The organism is Mycobacterium sp. M26, assembly GCF_001494595.1.
Lineage (GTDB): Bacteria > Actinomycetota > Actinomycetes > Mycobacteriales > Mycobacteriaceae > Mycobacterium.
This window is the reverse complement of sequence record NZ_LN929908.1, coordinates 2619227-2638875: the sequence shown is the minus strand read 5'-3', so window position 1 is coordinate 2638875 and position 19649 is coordinate 2619227. Positions and strand designations below refer to the sequence as shown.

Genomic DNA, 19649 nt, shown 5'->3' with positions numbered 1-19649 from the left:
CGGTCATGGCCACAGTCACTTTCAATGCCGTCAACAAGTCCTACGGCGACGTCCGGATCGTGCACGACCTCGATCTGGAGATGCCGGACGGCTCCTTCACCGTGCTGGTGGGACCGTCGGGCTGCGGTAAGTCCACAACACTGCGGATGCTGGCCGGTCTGGAGTCGGTGTCGGGGGGCACGATCCGGATCGGCGAGCGCGACGTGACGGAGCTGGAACCCAAGGATCGCGATATCGCGATGGTGTTCCAGAACTACGCCTTGTACCCGCACCTGACCGTCGAACAGAACATCGCCTTCCCGCTACGCGCGCAGAAGGTGGCGAAGAAGGAAGCCCACCAGCGTGCCGTCGCGGTCGCCGAGACCCTGGGCCTCGGTGGTGCGTTGTCGCGAAAGCCCAAGGACCTCAGCGGCGGTCAGCAGCAGCGGGTGGCGATCGGCCGGGCCATCATCCGCCAGCCGTCGGTGTTCCTGTTCGACGAACCGCTGAGCAACCTCGACGCCAAACTACGGGTCGAGACCCGCACCGAGCTCCTGCGCATCCAACGCCGGCTCGGCATCACATCGCTGTACGTCACGCACGACCAGGAAGAGGCGATGACGCTCTCGGACCGGATGGTCGTGATGCGCGACGGCCGGGTGGCCCAGCAGGGTGCACCATTGGACGTCTACAACGCCCCGGCCAATACCTTCGTCGCCGGTTTCGTCGGCAGCCCGAAGATGAACCTGGTCGCCGGTGTCATCGAGGACGGTGTGTTCCGGTCGGCCGACGGTCTGGTCCTAGCGCTCGGTGCCGGTGTGCCCAGGCAGAGCACTGGCGTCACGCTCGGATTCCGGCCCGAACATCTCGTCCTGACCCGGCCTGCGGACATCGGTGCCGACGCGCCGGCGGGCGCGACCGGGCGCATCGCCCTCATCGAACATCTCGGGCCTCGGGCCATCGTCGCCGTCGAGGCACCCGGGTGCACACTGGTCAGCGTCGTCGACATCGCCGACCTCGGCGGGCTCGGTGAGGGGGAGTCGGCCGGCCTGTCGGTGCGCTCCGGAGCCGTCCACCTCTTCGACACCGAAACCGGCGAACGCCGTGCCGGCTGAACTTGACCCGGCCGAGTTGCTCGACGTGGCATTGGCGGCGGCGCGCGCAGGCGCCGAAGTCCTGACCGCAGGAGTCCGGGCGACCCTCGACGTGACGACCAAGGGCGAGGCCGGGAACCTGGTCACCGACATCGACGTCGCGGCCGAGCAGGCGGTCCGCACGGTGATCGAAGCCCGCCGCCCGGTCGACGGCGTCACAGGCGAAGAACTTCCCCCGACATCCCCCCGCGACACCGCGGCGGTGCGATGGTCGATCGACCCGCTGGACGGCACCACGAACTACATCCGCGGGTTCCCGTACTTCGCGACGTGTGTCGGTGCCGTGGATACCGCCGGTGACTGGGTGGCCGGCGTGGTCGCCGCTCCGGCCCTGGCCAAGACGTACTTCGCCAGCCGTGGAAGCGGAGCCTGGCTTGCCGATCACCGCGGCGTGCGGCGTCTCACCGGACCGGCCCGCGACCCGGGCGCTCGGCTGCTCGGGATGGGCTTCTCCTATTCCGCGCAGATGCGGGCACAGCAGTTCACCGAGACCGCCGAGCACATGCAGCACTACACCGATGCCCGGATCCTGGGATCGGCCGCCCTGGCCATCTGCGCTGTCGCGGAAGGAACACTGGACGGCTTCATCGAGACCGACCTTGGCGAGCACGACTGGGCGGCAGCGGCCGTCGTCGCCGAACAGGCCGGCCTGCACGTCGAGCGGCCCGGACCGCACTCACGTGCGCTGCGCGTCGAGCGGGCTGACTACAGCCCGAGCGCGTTGTAGGTGCGGCGCACGAACTTCGGCTGTACCGACTGCAGTTTGGCCAGCGAGGTGTTGCCGGCCACCGCGGCTGCCGGTGCGCTCAGGTTCGGATAGTTCTGCACCAGATAGATCATGATCAGGTCGTTGGCCGGATCCGCCTGCCACCAGGTCCCGTAGGCACCCGGCCAGCTGAACGTGCCCAGCCCGCCGGGGCCGTACAGCTGCGCGGACTTCGACGGATCGGTCACCACCGAAAGATTCAGCCCGAATCCGCGCCCCATCCAGAACGGCATCCCCAGGAACGGGACCTTCTTCTGCTCCTCGGTCAGCCGGTCGGTGCGCATCAGCCGAACCGATTCCTCGGAGAGCACCCGGACACCGTCGACCTCGCCGCCGTTCAACAACATCCGGGCGAAGCGCAGGTAGTCGTCGACGGTGGTCACCAGACTGGCGCCGCCCTGGCAGAACCGCGGTTCGGTGACCGGTATCGGTCCCATCGCGTCGTGGTGCAGACCGGTTTCCTCATCGAGGCGGTACATCGTGGCCGCGCGGGCCCGCTTGTCGGGGGAGATGAAGAACCCGGTATCGGCCATGCCCAGCGGCTCGAAGATCCGCTCGGTGAGGACGGCGTGCAGGGACTTGCCTTCGATCCGCGAGATGAGAATGCCCAGCACCTCGGTGGCGTGGCTGTAGGTCAGCCGGTCACCGGGCTGGTGGACCAGGGGCAGAGTGGCGACTTCGGCCAGCCAGTGGTCCTGGTCCTGGCGCAGCGACACCCGGCCGTAGGCCTGCGACAGCGGGCCGGCCACAGAGAACATGTAGGCCAGGCCGCTGCGGTGGGTCATCAGATCGTCGACGGTGATCGGCCGGCGCGCCGGAACCGTGCGGTCCAGCGGCCCCGTCGGGTCGACCAGCACCTGCAGGTCGGTCAGTTCCGGCAACCAGCGGGTGACCGGATCGTTGAGTGTGAGCTTGCCCTCTTCGGCCAGCGACATCGCCGCGGCCACGGTCACCGGTTTGGTCATCGAGGCGATGCGGAAGATGGTGTCGCGCTGCATCGGCAGGTTCGCTTCCACATCACGCGAGCCGATTGCGTTGACCTGCAGCACATTTCCGTGTTGCCAGACCAGGGTGACGGCACCTGCCAGCAGTCCGTCGTCTACCGCCTGGGCGATCGAGGTGCGGTTGTCCGCGAGCGTCATCGGAGGAAGTCTACTCAGCCCGCCGACGAGCCCATCGCGCCGAATGGGTGCTAAGCTGCCCGACAGTTCGACATCCTTTAACGATCCGTCCAGAGAGGCGGAGAAGGAGGTCTGGTCAGCTCGTGGGCTCCACCGACCGGGAATTGATGTCTGCCGCGGACGTCGGCAGGACCGTCTCCCGCATCGCCCATCAGATCATCGAGAAAACCGCCCTGGATGGCCCCGATGCCCCGCGCATCGTGTTGCTGGGTATCCCCACCAGAGGCGTCACGCTGGCCAATCGGCTGGCCGCCAAGATCCACGAATTCGCCGGTGTCAGCGTCGCCTGCGGCGGCCTGGACATCACGCTCTACCGCGACGACCTCGACTTCAAGCCGCCCCGGGCGCTCGAGGAAACCTCCATTCCGGCCGGCGGTATCGACAACGCCCTGGTGATCCTCGTCGACGACGTGCTCTACACCGGCCGCTCGGTGCGCTCCGCCCTCGACGCGCTGCGCGATATCGGCAGGCCCACCGCGGTGCAGCTGGCGGTCCTGGTCGACCGCGGCCACCGCGAGCTGCCGCTGCGGGCCGACTACGTCGGCAAGAACGTCCCCACCTCCCGCAGCGAGAACGTCAAGGTCCGGCTCGTGGAGGACGACGGTGTCGAAGGTATCTGGATCGCTCCGGAGGGAGGACCGCCGAGATGACGATCAGGCACCTGCTGTCGGCAGGAGACCTCACCCGTGATGAGGCCGTCGCCATCCTGGACAACGCCGACCGTTTCAAGCAGGCGTTGCTGGGCCGTGAGGTCAAGAAGCTGCCGACCCTGCGCGGGCGCACCATCATCACGATGTTCTACGAGAACTCCACCCGCACCCGGGTGTCGTTTGAGGTGGCGGGCAAGTGGATGAGCGCCGACGTGATCAATGTCAGCGCCTCGGGCTCCTCGGTGTCCAAGGGGGAGTCGTTGCGCGACACCGCCCTCACGCTGCGGGCCGCCGGTGCCGACGCCCTGATCATCCGGCACCCGGCTTCCGGCGCCGCCCAGCAACTGGCCGAGTGGACGCTCGAGGACGACGGCACAGGCCCGTCAGTGATCAACGCCGGTGACGGCACCCACGAGCACCCCACCCAGGCGCTGCTGGACGCCATGACCCTGCGCCAGCGCCTCGGCGACATCGAGGGCCGCCGCGTCGTCATCGTCGGCGACATCCTGCACAGCCGGGTGGCGCGCTCGAATGTGACGCTGCTGGACACCCTGGGCGCCGAGGTGGTGCTGGTCTCGCCGCCGACGCTGCTGCCGGTGGGGGTCTCGGACTGGCCGGTGACGGTGTCGCACGACCTGGACGCCGAACTGCCCGGCGCCGATGCGGTGATGATGCTGCGCGTGCAAGCCGAGCGGATGAACGGCGGATTCTTCCCCTCCGAGCGGGAGTACTCGATCCGCTACGGACTGTCCGACAAGCGGCAGGCGCTGCTGCCCGGGCATGCTGTGGTGATGCATCCCGGCCCGATGCTGCGCGGCATGGAGATCTCATTCTCGGTGGCCGACTCATCGCAATCGGCTGTGCTGCAACAGGTTTCCAACGGTGTGCACGTGCGGATGGCGGTGCTCTTCCATCTGCTGGTCGGCACGGATGAGGCGGTGACGGTATGACAGATTCAAGTCCCGGGTCGCTTCGCTCCTGCCCACCGGTCCTGATTCGCGGTGTGCGCCTCTACGGCCAGGGCGACCAGGTCGACGTGCTGGTCGCCGACGGCCAGATCGCCCAGATCGGCGCGAACCTCGACATCCCGGCCGACGCCGACGTCATCGACGCCACCGGTCAGGTGCTGCTGCCCGGCTTCGTCGACCTGCACACCCACCTGCGCGAGCCGGGCCGCGAGTACGCCGAGGACATCGAAACCGGTTCGGCGGCAGCGGCTCTGGGTGGATTCACTGCGGTGTTCGCGATGGCTAACACCGACCCGGTGGCCGACAGCCCGGTGGTGACCGACCATGTGTGGCGGCGCGGGCAGCAGGTCGGCCTGGTTGACGTCCACCCGGTGGGTGCGGTCACGGTGGGTCTGAAGGGGAAGCAGCTCACCGAGATGGGCCTGATGGCCGGCGGACTGGCCCAGGTCAAGATGTTCTCCGATGACGGTGTCTGCGTGGACGATCCGCTGGTGATGCGCCGCGCGCTGGAGTACGCCACCGGCCTCGGTGTGCTGATCGCCCAGCACGCCGAGGAGCCCAGGCTGACCGTCGGTGCGGTGGCGCACGAGGGCCCCAACGCCGCCAAGCTGGGGCTGGCGGGCTGGCCGCGGGCCGCCGAGGAGTCGATCGTCGCGCGCGATGCCCTGCTCGCCCGGGATGCCGGTGCCCGGGTGCACATCTGCCACGCCTCCACCGCCGGCACCGTCGAGCTGGTGAAGTGGGCTAAGCAGCAGGGCATTTCGATCACCGCCGAGGTGACCCCGCACCATCTGTTGCTCGACGACAGCCGGCTGTCCAGCTACGACGGGGTGAACCGGGTGAACCCGCCGCTCCGCGAGGCCTCCGATGCGGTGGCGCTGCGCCAGGCCCTGGCCGACGGCGTCATCGACTGCGTGGCCACCGACCACGCACCGCACGCCGAGCACGAGAAGTGCTGCGAGTTCTCCGTCGCCCGCCCGGGCATGCTGGGGCTGCAGACGGCACTGTCGGTGGTGGTGGACGCCATGGTGCGGACCGGACTGCTGGACTGGCGCGGGGTGGCCCGGGTGATGAGCGAGAACCCGGCCCGCATCGTCGGCCTGAACGATCAGGGCCGCCCACTGGAGGTCGGCGAGCCGGCCAACCTGGTGGTCGTCGATCCCGACGCGTCCTGGGTGGTCGACGGTGCCGAACTGGCGAGCCGCTCGGCCAACACCCCTTACGCGGCAATGACGTTGCCCGCCAAGGTCACTGCCACGCTGCTGCGGGGCAAGGTCACCGCGAGGGACGGGAAGAGTCCGGCGTGAGCGGCGACATCGACGAAATGGTGCGGTCTACAAGCAGTTGTCCGCCCGTTTGTCGGTTTGGGCGAGGTGAGGTGTGAATACCGGCACGGCGGTGGCGTCGTTCATCTTCGCGTTCTTCATCGTCGTGATCATCGGTGCGGTGATCCGCCGGATGCTGCGGGGCTGGAAGCACCGCGCGCAGCGGCAGACCGAGGCGGTCGGTGAGTTCCCGGCGATGCCCGACATGCTGGGCGCGGCGACCGTCGCTCCGACCCGCGGCCTCTACCTCGGCAGCGTGCTGGCGCCGAACTGGCTGGAGCGCATCACCGTCGGTGACGTGGGCTACCGGTCCAAGGCGGTGCTGACCCGCTACCCGGAGGGCATCCTGCTGGAGCGCTCCGGTGCCACCCCGATCTGGATCCCGCAGGACGCGATCAGCTCGATCCGCACCGAGCGGGCGATGGCCGGCAAGGTCATCCCGGGTGGCAGCGGTTCGTCCGCAGGCATTCTCACGATCCGATGGCGGCTGCCGTCGGGTACCGAAATCGACACCGGCTTCCGCGGCGACGACCGCAGCGAATACGCCAGATGGACAGGAGAGGCAGCGTGACGGGTAAAGCCCATCTCGTGCTGGAGGACGGGCGGATCTACACCGGAACCGAGTTCGGTGCCGTCGGCGAGACATTGGGGGAGGCGGTGTTCTCCACCGGCATGTCCGGCTACCAGGAGACCCTCACCGACCCGAGCTACCACCGCCAGATCGTGGTCGCCACGGCCCCGCAGATCGGCAACACCGGCTGGAACCATGAGGACGCCGAAAGCCGTGGCGACAAGATCTGGGTGGCGGGCTACGTGGTGCGTGACCCCTCACCCCGGGCGTCGAACTGGCGGGCCACCGGCAGCCTCGACGACGAACTCAAGCGCCAGCACATTGTCGGCATCGCCGGTGTCGACACCCGGGCCATCGTGCGTCATCTGCGCACCCAGGGGTCGATGAAGGCCGGTGTGTTCTCCGGTAACGCGCTGGCCGATACCGACGAGCTGCTGCGCCGTGTCCGCAGCCAGCCCGCCATGCTGGGCGCCGACCTGGCCGGTGAGGTCAGCACCACCGACACCTATATCGTGGAACCCGAAGGCGCACATCGGTTCACCGTCGTCGCCCTGGATCTGGGCATCAAGACCAATACGCCGCGCAATTTCGCGCTGCGTGGCATCCGGACCCATGTGCTGCCCTCGAGTGCCACCTTCGACCAGATCGCCGACCTCAAGCCCGACGGGGTGTTCCTGTCCAACGGTCCCGGCGACCCCGCCACCGCCGACCACGTCGTCGGTGTCACCCGCGAGGTGCTGGGCTCGGGAACCCCGTTGTTCGGCATCTGTTTCGGCAACCAGATCCTGGGCCGGGCGCTGGGCCGCTCCACCTACAAGATGACGTTCGGCCACCGCGGTATCAACGTGCCGGTGATCGACCACGCCACCGGTGCAGTCGCCATCACCGCCCAAAACCACGGCTTCGCCCTCGAGGGGGAGGCCGGTGAACAGTTCGCCACCGACTTCGGGCCCGCCGTGGTCAGCCACACCTGCGCCAACGACGGTGTGGTCGAGGGCATCAAACTCGTTGACGGAAGAGCGTTCTCGGTGCAGTACCACCCCGAGGCCGCCGCCGGCCCCCATGACGCCAACTACTTGTTCGACCAGTTCGTCGAGCTGATGGAAGGACGCAAGTGAGCGCGCCCTTCACCGCGACCGTGCGTGTTGGTACGCGACACGCCGCCAATTCCGTACCGTTCGCGCACGCTCGCGAGGAGAAATAATGCCGCGCCGCACCGACCTCAACCACGTTCTGGTCATCGGCTCCGGGCCGATCGTCATCGGACAGGCCTGCGAGTTCGACTACTCGGGCACCCAGGCCTGCCGGGTGCTGCGCTCGGAAGGGCTGACCGTCAGCCTGGTCAACTCCAACCCGGCGACGATCATGACCGACCCGGAGTACGCCGACTACACCTACGTCGAGCCGATCACCCCGGCCTTCGTCGAGAAGGTGTTCGCCCAGCAGGCCGCCCGCGGCAACCGCATCGACGCGCTGCTGGCCACCCTGGGTGGTCAGACCGCGCTCAACACCGCAGTCGCGCTCTACGAGAACGGCGCGCTGGAACGCTACGGCGTGGAGCTCATCGGGGCGGACTTCGAAGCCATCCAGCGCGGCGAGGACCGGCAGAAGTTCAAGGACATCGTCGCCAAGGTCGGCGGTGAATCTGCCCGCAGCCGAGTGTGTTACACCATGGCCGAAGTCCGCGAGACCGTCGGCGAGCTCGGCCTGCCGGTGGTGGTGCGGCCCTCGTTCACCATGGGCGGCCTGGGATCCGGCATGGCGCACTCACTGGAGGACGTCGAGCGGATGGCCGGAGACGGCCTGGCGGCATCACCGTCTGCCAACGTGCTCATCGAGGAATCCATCTACGGGTGGAAGGAATACGAACTCGAACTGATGCGTGACGGCCGCGACAACGTGGTCGTGGTCTGCTCGATCGAGAACGTCGATCCGATGGGCGTGCACACCGGCGACTCGGTGACCGTGGCCCCGGCGATGACACTGACCGACCGGGAATACCAGACCATGCGCGATCTGGGTATCGCGATCCTGCGTGAGGTCGGCGTGGACACCGGCGGCTGCAACATCCAGTTTGCGGTGGACCCCAAGGACGGTCGCCTGATCGTCATCGAGATGAACCCCCGGGTGTCGCGGTCGAGTGCGCTGGCTTCGAAGGCCACCGGCTTCCCGATCGCCAAGATCGCCGCCAAGCTGGCCATCGGCTACACCCTGGACGAGATCGTCAACGACATCACCAAGGAAACCCCGGCCTGTTTCGAGCCGACCCTGGATTACGTGGTGGTCAAGGCGCCGCGGTTCGCCTTCGAGAAGTTCCCCGGCGCCGACCCGACGCTGACCACCACGATGAAGTCGGTGGGCGAGGCGATGTCGTTGGGCCGCAACTTTATCGAGGCGCTCGGCAAGGTGATGCGCTCGCTGGAGACCACCAAGGCCGGATTCTGGACCGGGCCGGACGACGACGGCTGGGTCTCTGACGTGCTGGACCGGCTGCGCACGCCCACCGAGGGCCGGCTCTATGACATTGAACTGGCGCTGCGGCTGGGCGCCGGTGTCGAAGAGGTCGCCGAGGCCTCCGGGGTGGACCCGTGGTTCGTCGAGCAGATCAACGGTCTGGTGGCGTTGCGCCGCGAGTTGATCGACGCCCCCGTCCTGGACGAGGAACTGCTGCGCCGGGCCAAGCACAACGGCCTTTCGGACCGCCAGATCTCCGCGCTGCGGCCGGAATTGGCCGGGGAGGCCGGGGTTCGGGCGCTACGTCAGCGGCTCGACATCCACCCGGTGTTCAAGACCGTCGACACCTGCGCGGCGGAGTTCGAGGCCAAGACGCCCTACCACTACTCGAGCTACGAACTCGATCCGGCCGCCGAGACCGAGGTGGCCCCGCAGACCGAGAAGCCCAAGGTGCTCATCCTGGGCTCGGGACCCAACCGCATCGGCCAGGGCATCGAATTCGACTACAGCTGTGTGCATGCCGCCACCACGCTGACCGAGGCCGGATTCGAGACGGTGATGGTCAACTGCAACCCCGAGACCGTCTCGACCGACTACGACACCGCCGACCGGCTGTACTTCGAGCCGCTGACCTTCGAGGACGTCCTGGAGGTCTACCACGCCGAATCGGAGTCCGGGCAGGGCGGTCCCGGCGTCGTCGGGGTCATCGTGCAACTCGGTGGACAGACGCCGCTGGGCCTGGCCAAGCGACTGTCCGATGCCGGGGTGCCGATCGTCGGCACCCGGCCCGAGGCGATCGACCTGGCCGAGGACCGCGGCCGGTTCGGTCAGGTGCTGACGAATGCGGGCCTGCCCGCGCCGAAGTTCGGCACCGCCACCAGTTTTGAGCAGGCCCGCGACATCGCGGCCCGGATCGGCTACCCGGTTCTGGTGCGGCCGTCCTACGTCCTGGGCGGGCGGGGCATGGAGATCGTCTACGACGAGCAGACCCTGCACGGCTACATCACCAGGGCCACCCAGCTGTCCCCGGAGCATCCGGTGCTGGTGGACCGCTTCCTGGAAGACGCCATCGAGATCGACGTCGACGCCCTGTGCGACGGCACCGAGGTCTACATCGGCGGAGTGATGGAGCACATCGAGGAAGCCGGGATCCACTCCGGTGACTCCGCCTGCGCACTGCCCCCGGTGACGTTGGGGCGCAGCGATATCGAGGCCGTCCGGCGTGCCACCGAGGCGATCGCCCACGGGGTCGGGGTGGTCGGCCTGCTCAACGTGCAGTACGCACTGAAGGACGATGTGCTCTACGTGCTGGAGGCCAACCCGCGTGCCAGCCGCACCGTCCCGTTCGTCTCCAAGGCCACCGCCATTCCGCTGGCCAAGGCCTGTGCCCGGGTCATGCTGGGCGCCAGCATCTCCCAGTTGCGCGCCGAAGGTGTGCTGGCCCGCACCGGTGACGGGGCCAGCGTGGCGCCGAACGCGCCGATCGCGGTCAAGGAGGCGGTGCTGCCGTTCCACCGCTTCCGCCGCGCCGACGGCACGGGTATCGATTCGCTGCTCGGCCCGGAGATGAAGTCCACCGGCGAGGTCATGGGCATCGACCACGACTTCGGCAGCGCCTTCGCCAAGAGCCAGACCGCCGCCTACGGCTCACTGCCGATCGACGGCACGGTGTTCGTCTCGGTCGCGAACCGGGACAAGCGCTCCCTGGTGTTCCCGGTCAAGCGCCTGGCCGATCTCGGCTTCCGGGTGCTGGCCACCGAGGGTACCGCGGAGATGTTGCGGCGCAACGGAATTCCGTGTGACGTGGTGCGTAAGCACTTCGAGGAACCCGGTGACGGGCGGCCCGCTATGTCGGCCATCGACGCGATCCTGGCCGGTGAGGTCAACATGGTCATCAACACCCCGTACGGCAACTCGGGTCCCCGCATCGACGGCTACGAGATCCGCGCGGCGGCGGTGTCGATGAACATCCCGTGTATCACCACGGTGCAGGGAGCCTCGGCGGCGGTGCAGGGCATCGAGGCCGGTATCCGCGGCGACATCGACGTGCGCTCGCTGCAGGAGCTGCACGCCACGCTCGGCCATGAGTGAGGAGGGCTTCGGGGCCCGGCTGGCCGCGGCGATTGCCTCGCGCGGTCCGCTGTGTGTGGGTATCGACCCGCATCCCGAGCTGCTGACCGCCTGGGATCTGCCGGTCTCGGTCGACGGGCTGGCCCGGTTCTGCGACATCTGCGTACAGGCGTATGCGGGCTTCGCTGTGGCCAAGCCGCAGGTGGCGTTCTTCGAGGCCTACGGCTCAGCGGGTTTCGCCGTCCTCGAGCGCACCACCGCGGCGCTGCAGGAAGCCGGGGTGCTGGTGCTCGCCGACGCCAAGCGCGGTGATATCGGGTCGACGATGGCGGCCTACGCGCAGGCCTGGGCCGGCGACGGCCCATTGGCCGCTGATGCCGTCACCGCCTCGCCGTATCTCGGATTCGGCTCGCTGCAACCACTTCTGGACCTTGCCGCCGCCAACGGCCGCGGTGTGTTCGTGCTGGCCGCCACGTCGAACCCGGAGGGCGCCAGCGTGCAACTGGCCCGGGCGGGGGAGCGCACCGTCGCGCAGACGATCGTCGATGCCGCCGCCACCGTCAACCGGGCGGTGCTTCCGCAGCCGGGCTCGGTCGGTGTCGTCATCGGCGCCACCCTGGACCAGGTACCCGACGTCAGCGATCTCGGCGGGCCGGTGCTGGTACCCGGGGTGGGCGCACAGGGCGGTCGGCCGGAGACACTCGGTGGTCTGGGCGGCGCCCGGCCGGGCCAGCTGCTGCCCGCGGTCTCGCGCGAAATACTGCGCGCCGGACCGGATTTCGCTGCGGTCCGGCGCGCAGGAGAGTCGATGCGCGACGCGCTCGCCTACCTCGCGGGGTAGGCGAGCGACGCCTCAACCCTTGGCCTCAGGCCCTGGCCTCAGACCTTCGCCTTCTCCCCATCGTGGTGGTGCTCACGGCCGACGTGGGCTTCGCGCCGCATTCGCTCGACCATGTGCGGGTAGTGCAGCTCGAAGGCGGGCCGCTCGGAGCGGATGTTCGGCAGCTCGGTGAAGTTGTGCCGCGGCGGCGGGCAGGAGGTCGCCCACTCCAGCGAGTTGCCGTAGCCCCACGGATCGTCGACGGTGACGACCTCGCCGTAACGCCAGCTGCGGAATACGTTCCACAGGAACGGCAGCATCGAGATGCCGAGGATGAACGAGCCCACGGTCGAGACGATGTTCAGGGTGGTGAACCCGTCAGACGGCAGGTAGTCGGCGTAGCGGCGCGGCATGCCCATGTTGCCCAGCCAGTGCTGCACCAGGAACGTCAGGTTGAATCCGATGACGGTGAGCCAGAAGTGCAGCTTGCCCAGCCGCTCGTCGAGCAGGCGCCCCGTCATCTTCGGGAACCAGAAGTAGATGCCGGCGTAGGTGGCGAACACGATCACGCCGAACAGCACGTAGTGGAAGTGGGCGATCACGAAATAGGTGTCGCTGACGTGGAAGTCGAGCGGCGGGCTGGCCAGCAGCACGCCGGACAGACCACCGAGCAGGAAGATCACCAGGAAGCCGATGGAGAACAGCATCGGCGTCTCGAAGGTGAGCCTGCCTCGCCACATCGTGCCGATCCAGTTGAAGAACTTGATGCCGGTCGGCACCGCGATCAGGAACGTCATGAACGAGAAGAACGGCAGCAGAACGGCTCCCGTGACGTACATGTGGTGCGCCCACACCGCCACCGACAGTGCCGCGATGCTGATCGTGGCGTAGATCAGGGTGGTGTAGCCGAAGATCGGCTTGCGCGAGAACACCGGGAAGATCTCCGAGACGATGCCGAAGAACGGCAGCGCCAGCACGTACACCTCGGGGTGGCCGAAGTACCAGAACAGGTGCTGGAACAGCGTGACACCGCCGTTGGCCGGGTCGTAGATGTGCGCACCCAGGCGCCGGTCGGCGGCCAGGCCGAACGCTGCGGCGGTCAGCAGCGGGAAGATCAGCAGCACCAGGATCGACGTGACGAAGATGTTCCAGGTGAAGATCGGCATCCGGAACATCGTCATGCCGGGGCAGCGCATGCAGACGATCGTGGTGATCATGTTGACCGCGCCGAGGATGGTGCCCAGACCGCCGACCGCGACGCCGAGGATCCACAGATCCGCACCGGCGCCGGGGCTGTGCACCGCATCGGACAGCGGCACATAGACCGTCCAGCCGAAGTCGGCGGCACCGCCGGGGGTGATGAAGCCGCCCAGCGCGATCAGCGCGCCGAACAGGAACAGCCAGAACGACAGTGCGTTCAGCCGGGGGAAGGCCACGTCGGGGGCGCCGATCTGCAGCGGCAGCACCAGGTTGGCGAACCCGAACACGATCGGGGTGGCGTAGAACAGCAGCATCGCCGTGCCGTGCATGGTGAACAGCTGGTTGTACTGCTCGTTCGACAGGAACTGCAGACCCGGTACCGCCAATTCGGCGCGGATGAACAGCGCCATCACACCGGCGACCGCGAAGAAGACGAAACAGGTGATCACGTACATGATCCCGATCAGCTTGTGATCGGTGGTCGTGATGACCTTGTAGATCAAATTACCTTTCGGACCAACCCCATGGGGGAAGGGCCGCTTTGCCGGCAAAAGGGCAGCCTCGGGCGCCTCAGAAACCACGATGTCTCCCAACATCTAGTTTTCCTACAGCACCCTGTGGAGCACTCTAGACCGTCGCCGGAGGATCCACCGCCCATACCCCCGTGTTGGCCGGGTGTCGGCTGCCACACCGCGCTCTCGGCTCTGCGCGAACAGCGTCCGGCGACACGCCCGACACGCCGTCTGCGTGCGCAAAGGCTGAAAATTGGCCACAAATCGCGGTGGCCGGATCGCCCCCCGACCCGCCCAATATTTACTCGCCAGTAAACCTGCAGCTAGGGGAGCATTTTCCGATTCTCCCGCCGATCCCGTCGCCACGCACAACGGCCCAAGAACCTTTGCCCCGGGCAGATTCGGCACCAACCTTGTTCGGCCATATCCTGCGGGTTTGCACCCCTAACGAGGGGGTGGGGTTAGATTTCGTCAGACAGCGTGGGTACGGTCGTCGTCGCTGGCTGAAGAACCCGGCCCAGGCACAACAATGATGGTGATGAGACGGAGGAACCCGTGGCCCTTCCCCAGTTGACCGACGAGCAGCGCGCAGCCGCATTGGAAAAGGCTGCTGCCGCGCGTCGTGCGCGAGCTGAGCTCAAGGATCGGCTCAAGCGCGGTGGCACCAACCTGAAGCAGGTGCTCACCGACGCTGAGACCGACGAGGTCCTCGGCAAGATGAAGGTTTCCGCGCTCCTGGAGGCCCTGCCCAAGGTTGGCAAGGTCAAGGCGCAGGAAATCATGACCGAGCTGGAGATCGCCCCGACGCGTCGTCTGCGCGGCCTCGGCGATCGGCAGCGCAAGGCACTGCTGGAAAAGTTCGACTTCTCCTAGGGAGGTCGATGGAAGCCGGCGGAAGGCCGGACGGCGGGGGCGCTGAGCCCCCGATGCAGGCGGCTCAGGGTCGCGTGCTGGTGCTGTCCGGGCCTTCTGCGGTAGGGAAGTCGACCGTCGTCCGCCGCCTGCGCGAGCAGGTGCCCGACCTGCATTTCAGCGTGTCGGCCACCACCCGGGCCCCGCGCCCGGGTGAGGTGGACGGCGTCGACTACCACTTCGTCACCCCCGGGGAGTTCCAGCAGCTCATCGATCGCGGTGAGCTGCTGGAGTGGGCGGACATCCACGGCGGACTGCATCGGTCCGGCACATTGGCCGCTCCGGTGGCCCATGCGGCCGAGACCGGCCATCCCGTGCTGATCGAGGTCGATCTGGCGGGTGCGGCCGCCGTCAAGAAGGCGATGCCCGAGGCGGTGTCGGTGTTCTTGGCGCCGCCCAGCTGGGAGGCCCTCGAACAGCGTCTCGTCGGCCGCGGTACCGAAACCCCCGAGGTGATGGCGCGCCGGTTGGACACCGCCCGCGCCGAACTGGCCGCTCAGGACTCGTTCGACGTGGTCGTCGTCAACAGCCAATTGGAGTCGGCGTGCGCTGAATTGGTATCCTTGCTGGTGGGCAACGCGCCGTAGCGGGCGCGCGCGGCCGACACGGACCGAACAATTGCCCCACCAGACTCAGTTCTGACTCGATCTCGACCCGATCTACCCCCAGGAAGAAGCTCTACGTGACGCAAGCCAGCACGGATCACTACGACCCGGCCCCGGGTGCCGCTACGGCCTATGACACGCCGCTGGGCATCACCAATCCGCCCATCGACGAGTTGCTGGACCGGGTGTCGAGCAAGTACGCGCTGGTGATCTACGCCGCCAAGCGGGCCCGCCAGATCAACGACTATTACAACCAGCTCGGTGACGGCATCCTCGAGTACGTCGGCCCGCTGGTCGAGCCGGGCTTGCAGGAGAAGCCGCTGTCGATCGCGCTCCGCGAGATCCACGCCGACCTGCTCGAACACACCGAAGGCGAGTAGTCGTACCGGGCCGGGCGGGTAGATGAACCCGAAGCGGATCATCGTCGGCGTGGCCGGAGGCATCGCCGCCTACAAGGCGTGCTCGGTCGTTCGCCAGCTCAGTGAGGCCGGCCATGACGTGCGCGTCATCCCCACCGAGTCCGCCCTGCGCTTCGTCGGCGCCGCCACTTTCGAGGCGCTCTCCGGACATCCGGTTCGCACCGGGGTGTTCCAGGACGTCGACGAAGTTCCTCACGTCCGGCTCGGTCAGGAGGCCGATCTCGTCGTTGTCGCACCGGCCACCGCCGACCTGCTCGCCCGTGCCGTCGCCGGCCGCGCGGACGACCTGCTGACCGCCACTCTGCTCACCGCCCGCTGTCCGGTGCTGTTCGCTCCGGCCATGCACACCGAGATGTGGCAGCATCCGGCCACCCAGCACAACGTGGCCACCCTGCGCGAGCGCGGGTCGGTGGTGCTGGAGCCGGCCTCGGGACGGCTCACCGGTTCCGACAGCGGTGCCGGGCGGCTCCCCGAGCCCGAGGAGATCACCACCTTCGCCGAATTGCTGCTGTCCCGCCATGACGCGCTGCCGCACGACCTGGCCGGCGTCAAGGTGCTGGTGACCGCGGGCGGAACCCGTGAGGCGCTCGACCCGGTCCGTTTCATCGGCAATCGCAGCTCCGGCAAACAGGGCTATGCCGTCGCGCGAGTGGCCGCTCAACGCGGCGCCGACGTCACGCTGATCGCCGGCAACACCGCCGGCCTGGCCGACCCGGCGGGCGTACACGTCCTGCACATCACCTCGGCGGCCCAGCTACACGAAGCGGTGTCCAAGCACGCACCGGACGCCAACGTGCTGGTAATGGCGGCCGCAGTGGCCGACTTCCGGCCCGCGACGGTGGCGACCAACAAGATCAAGAAGCAACCGGGCGTCCTGGAGGGGCCGACGATCGAGCTGGTCCGCACCGACGATGTACTGGCCGGCGCCGTGCGCCAGCGTGCCGACGGCCAGCTGCCCAACATGCGGGCCATCGTCGGGTTCGCTGCCGAGACCGGTGACGCCAACGGCGATGTGCTGTTCCATGCCCGGGCCAAGCTCGCCCGCAAGGGCTGCGATCTACTCGTGGTCAACGCCGTCGGTGAGGGGCGCGCCTTCGAGGTGGATAGCAACGACGGCTGGCTGCTCGGATCCGACGGGACCGAGGCCGCCCTGGAGCACGGTTCCAAGACCCTCATGGCGAGCCGTATCGTGGACGCGATCGCCTTGTTCCTGCGCGGCAGTGACGGGTAGGCGGTAGGGGATCTCGTTCGGATTGCGCTGAAACCTTGCGCGGGACGGGATGCCCCGGTTGGGTCTTGGGGGGCCAACGATACGATTTGCCCAACTAAGTATTGGAAGGGATGTGACCGTGAGCGATAAGGGTCGGCTGTTCACCAGTGAGTCGGTGACCGAAGGACACCCCGACAAGATCTGTGACGCGATCAGCGACTCGGTGCTCGATGCGCTCCTGGCGCAGGACCCGAGCTCCCGCGTCGCGGTGGAGACCCTGGTCACCACCGGTCAGGTCCATGTCGTCGGCGAGGTGACCACCAACGCCAAAGAGGCGTTCGCCGACATCACCAACACGGTGCGCGAACGCATCCTCGACATCGGTTACGACTCGTCGGAGAAGGGTTTCGACGGCACCACCTGCGGCGTGAACATTGGCATCGGCGCGCAGTCGCCGGACATCGCCCAGGGCGTCGACACCGCGCATGAGGCGCGCGTCGAGGGCGCTGCCGACCCGCTGGACGCCCAGGGCGCCGGTGACCAGGGCCTGATGTTCGGCTACGCCATCCGCGACACCCCCGAGCTGATGCCGCTGCCGATTGCGCTGGCCCACCGCCTGTCGCGGCGGCTGACCGAAGCCCGCAAGAGCGGCAAGCTCGCCTACCTGCGACCGGACGGCAAGACCCAGGTCACCATCGAGTACGCCGGCACCACACCGGTGCGGCTGGACACCGTGGTGCTGTCCACCCAGCACGCCGAGGGCATCGACCTCGACGGCCAGCTGGCCCCCGACATCCGCGCCGAGGTGGTCAGCACGGTCCTCGACGAACTCGCCCACGAGAGCCTGGACACCTCCGACTTCCGGCTGCTGGTCAACCCGACCGGCAAGTTCGTGCTCGGCGGCCCGATGGGTGACGCCGGCCTGACCGGCCGCAAAATCATCGTCGACACCTATGGCGGCTGGGCCCGGCACGGTGGCGGCGCCTTCTCCGGCAAGGATCCGTCCAAGGTCGACCGCTCGGCCGCCTACGCGATGCGCTGGGTCGCCAAGAACGTGGTTGCCGCTGGTCTGGCCGAGCGGGTGGAGGTCCAGGTGGCCTACGCCATCGGCAAGGCGGCTCCGGTCGGCCTGTTCGTCGAGACCTTCGGTTCCGAGACCGTCGACCCGGCCCGCATCGAGAAGGCCATCACCGCCGTCTTCGACCTGCGGCCCGGCGCGATCATCCGCGATCTGGACCTCAAGCGGCCGATCTACGCCCAGACTGCCGCCTACGGCCACTTCGGCCGCACTGACATCGACCTGCCGTGGGAGCGCCTCGACAAGGTCGAGGACCTCAAGAACTCGGTCTAGAGCGGCCGTCAGGCCGTGAAGCGGTAGTCCTCGAGCGGGAACCGCCGGCTGTGCCAGTACGCCTCGAGCGTGCTGGCCGGCCGCAGCGGCACGTCGCCGTTCTTGTCGAAGTAGTAGCTGTTGGCCAGCGTGCAGCTGTCCTGCCAGAAGATCTGGCGGTGCCGCTTGCGCAGCATCGAGGCGAAGAAGCGGTCGTTGGCCTCCTGCTTGACCTCGATCCGGGTGGCCCGCCGGCGCTCGGCCTGCTTGAGGCACCGCACGATGTGGTGGGTCTGGGCCTCGATCAGCGCGAAGTACGAGGATCCGACATAACCGTAGGGGCCGAACACGGTGAACATGTTCGGGAAGCCGGGAACGCTGACCCCCTCGTAGGCCTGCAGGCGGTTGGTGTCCCAGAACTGCGCCAGGCTCTGCCCGCCGATGCCGGTCACCGGGTAGGTCGGCACGCTGTCGGTGTCCATCACCTTGAACCCGGTGGCCAGGATCAGGACGTCGACGTCGTAGCTGGCGCCGTCGGTGGTGGCCACCCCGGAGCCGGTGATCTTGTCGATGGGCTCAGTGACCAGGTCGACGTTGTCGCGGTTGTAGGTCGACAGATACGTGTTGTGGAAGCCGGGGCGCTTGCACCCCACCGCATAGCGGGGCGTGAGCTTGTCGCGAACCACCGGATCGTGAACCTGCTTGCGTAAGTAGGCCTTTCCGGCCTCCGACATCTTCTTGGCCATCGGGTTGAGCGTGAAGTAATGCGCTGCAAGGGGAAACGTCAGCTCCACGTAGGCCTGGCTCAGCAGTCGCTGGACGGCCTTGCCGCCCGGAATTCGCATGGCCAGCCGCGCGGCGCGCGAGATCGGTACGTCGACCTTCGGGAAGCACCAGATCGGCGTTCGCTGAAAAACGTTGAGCTGCTGCACGATTGGCGCGATCTCGGGGATCACCTGTACCGCCGAGGCGCCCGTTCCGATCACCGCCACCCGTTTGCCGGTCAGGTCGACGCTGTGATCCCAGCGGGCGGTGTGCACAGTTTGGCCGGCGAATGAGTCGACACCGGGAATGTCGGGCAGGTTCGGGATCGTGAGCACACCGCTGGCGTTGACCAGGTAGCGGCCGGTCACGGTCTCACCGGAGTCGAGCTGGACCCGCCACAGGTCGTCGGCCTCGTCGAACACCGCCCCGGCGACGGTGGTGTTGAACAGGATCCGCGAGCGCAGACCGTACTTGTCGACACAGTGCTCGGCGTAGGCCCGCAACTCGTGGCCCGGGGCATAGGTCCGCGACCACTGCGAACTCTGCTCGAAAGAGAATTGGTAGGAGAACGACGGGATGTCCACCGCGATGCCGGGGTAGGTGTTCCAGTACCAGGTGCCGCCCGGGCCGTCGCCGGCCTCGATGATCTGGTAGTCGCCGAGGCCGGCCCGGTCGAGCATGATGGCCGCGCCGATGCCGGAGAAGCCGGCTCCGACGATCAACGTCTGGAAATCCGGCATCTCCGGTCCCTCCGATCC

The 19649-nt window shown here is 67.7% G+C and carries 17 protein-coding genes; 14 read left to right on the top strand and 3 right to left on the bottom strand.

The features are described 5' to 3' along the window. Positions 1 to 5: 5 nt before the first annotated feature. Together BN3385_RS21895 and BN3385_RS21890 are read left to right on the top strand one after the other, a co-directional pair. On the top strand, positions 6 to 1094 hold the full coding sequence (locus BN3385_RS21895) for an ABC transporter ATP-binding protein (RefSeq protein WP_059019963.1): 1089 nt from the start codon (positions 6 to 8) through the stop codon (positions 1092 to 1094). Continuing rightward, positions 1084 to 1860: an inositol monophosphatase family protein gene (locus BN3385_RS21890; protein ID WP_059019961.1), complete on the top strand. Its 777-nt coding sequence runs from the start codon at positions 1084 to 1086 to the stop codon at positions 1858 to 1860. Before BN3385_RS21895 ends, BN3385_RS21890 begins: the two co-directional genes overlap by 11 nt. Here the strand turns inward: BN3385_RS21890 and BN3385_RS21885 are convergent. Beyond that, complete coding sequence (locus BN3385_RS21885; protein WP_059019959.1) at positions 1839 to 3041, bottom strand: serine hydrolase domain-containing protein; 1203 nt, start codon at positions 3039 to 3041, stop codon at positions 1839 to 1841. The two genes, BN3385_RS21890 and BN3385_RS21885, sit on opposite strands and share 22 nt — an antisense overlap. Positions 3042 to 3163: 122 nt before the next feature. On the opposite strand from BN3385_RS21885, the gene pyrR reads away from it, so the two are divergent. From pyrR to pyrF, 7 genes are all read left to right on the top strand, one after another. Next, positions 3164 to 3730 carry a bifunctional pyr operon transcriptional regulator/uracil phosphoribosyltransferase PyrR gene (gene pyrR, locus BN3385_RS21880; protein ID WP_059019956.1) on the top strand — a complete coding sequence of 189 codons (567 nt, stop codon included), beginning with the start codon at positions 3164 to 3166 and terminating at the stop codon, positions 3728 to 3730. Further along, positions 3727 to 4680, top strand: coding sequence for an aspartate carbamoyltransferase catalytic subunit (locus BN3385_RS21875; RefSeq protein ID WP_059019954.1), 954 nt, complete (start codon positions 3727 to 3729; stop codon positions 4678 to 4680). Before pyrR ends, BN3385_RS21875 begins: the two co-directional genes overlap by 4 nt. Further along, positions 4677 to 6005 carry a dihydroorotase gene (locus BN3385_RS21870; RefSeq protein WP_059019952.1) on the top strand — a complete coding sequence of 443 codons (1329 nt, stop codon included), beginning with the start codon at positions 4677 to 4679 and terminating at the stop codon, positions 6003 to 6005. The genes BN3385_RS21875 and BN3385_RS21870 overlap by 4 nt, the downstream gene beginning before the upstream one ends. A 73-nt stretch (positions 6006 to 6078) precedes the next feature. After that, positions 6079 to 6594, top strand: a complete 516-nt coding sequence (locus BN3385_RS21865; protein WP_059019950.1) for a PH-like domain-containing protein — start codon at positions 6079 to 6081, stop codon at positions 6592 to 6594. Beyond that, positions 6573 to 7712, top strand: a complete 1140-nt coding sequence (carA, locus tag BN3385_RS21860) for a glutamine-hydrolyzing carbamoyl-phosphate synthase small subunit (RefSeq protein ID WP_059019948.1) — start codon at positions 6573 to 6575, stop codon at positions 7710 to 7712. The genes BN3385_RS21865 and carA overlap by 22 nt, the downstream gene beginning before the upstream one ends. 85 nt (positions 7713 to 7797) lie before the next feature. Then, complete coding sequence (gene carB / locus BN3385_RS21855; protein WP_059019946.1) at positions 7798 to 11139, top strand: carbamoyl-phosphate synthase large subunit; 3342 nt, start codon at positions 7798 to 7800, stop codon at positions 11137 to 11139. Continuing rightward, entirely contained in the window at positions 11132 to 11959 is an 828-nt protein-coding gene (gene pyrF / locus BN3385_RS21850; protein ID WP_059019944.1) for an orotidine-5'-phosphate decarboxylase, read from the top strand. Before carB ends, pyrF begins: the two co-directional genes overlap by 8 nt. A gap of 38 nt (positions 11960 to 11997) precedes the next feature. On the opposite strand, the gene ctaD is transcribed toward pyrF, so the two are convergent. Next, positions 11998 to 13719, bottom strand: a complete 1722-nt coding sequence (ctaD, locus tag BN3385_RS21845; RefSeq protein ID WP_059022295.1) for an aa3-type cytochrome oxidase subunit I — start codon at positions 13717 to 13719, stop codon at positions 11998 to 12000. A 486-nt stretch (positions 13720 to 14205) separates the two neighbouring features. Between ctaD and mihF the strand changes: the two genes are divergently transcribed. The 5 genes from mihF (at position 14206) to metK (ending at position 18147) form a co-directional block, all read left to right on the top strand. Further along, positions 14206 to 14523, top strand: coding sequence for an integration host factor, actinobacterial type (mihF, locus tag BN3385_RS21840; protein WP_011894593.1), 318 nt, complete (start codon positions 14206 to 14208; stop codon positions 14521 to 14523). Between the two features lie 8 nt (positions 14524 to 14531). Continuing rightward, positions 14532 to 15149: a guanylate kinase gene (gene gmk / locus BN3385_RS21835; RefSeq protein ID WP_156432845.1), complete on the top strand. Its 618-nt coding sequence runs from the start codon at positions 14532 to 14534 to the stop codon at positions 15147 to 15149. Positions 15150 to 15244: 95 nt separating this feature from the next. Next, the gene (gene rpoZ / locus BN3385_RS21830) at positions 15245 to 15547 is read left to right on the top strand and encodes a DNA-directed RNA polymerase subunit omega (protein ID WP_059019942.1); all 303 of its coding nucleotides are present in this window, start codon (positions 15245 to 15247) and stop codon (positions 15545 to 15547) included. Between the two features lie 22 nt (positions 15548 to 15569). Continuing rightward, a complete protein-coding gene (gene coaBC, locus BN3385_RS21825; protein ID WP_059019940.1) occupies positions 15570 to 16817 on the top strand; it encodes a bifunctional phosphopantothenoylcysteine decarboxylase/phosphopantothenate--cysteine ligase CoaBC in 1248 nt (415 codons plus the stop codon). Between the two features lie 118 nt (positions 16818 to 16935). Next, a complete protein-coding gene (metK, locus tag BN3385_RS21820; RefSeq protein WP_059022292.1) occupies positions 16936 to 18147 on the top strand; it encodes a methionine adenosyltransferase in 1212 nt (403 codons plus the stop codon). A gap of 8 nt (positions 18148 to 18155) precedes the next feature. Here metK and BN3385_RS21815 read toward each other — a convergent pair whose 3' ends face one another. Then, positions 18156 to 19631 carry a flavin-containing monooxygenase gene (locus BN3385_RS21815; protein ID WP_059019939.1) on the bottom strand — a complete coding sequence of 492 codons (1476 nt, stop codon included), beginning with the start codon at positions 19629 to 19631 and terminating at the stop codon, positions 18156 to 18158. Positions 19632 to 19649 lie beyond the last annotated feature (18 nt).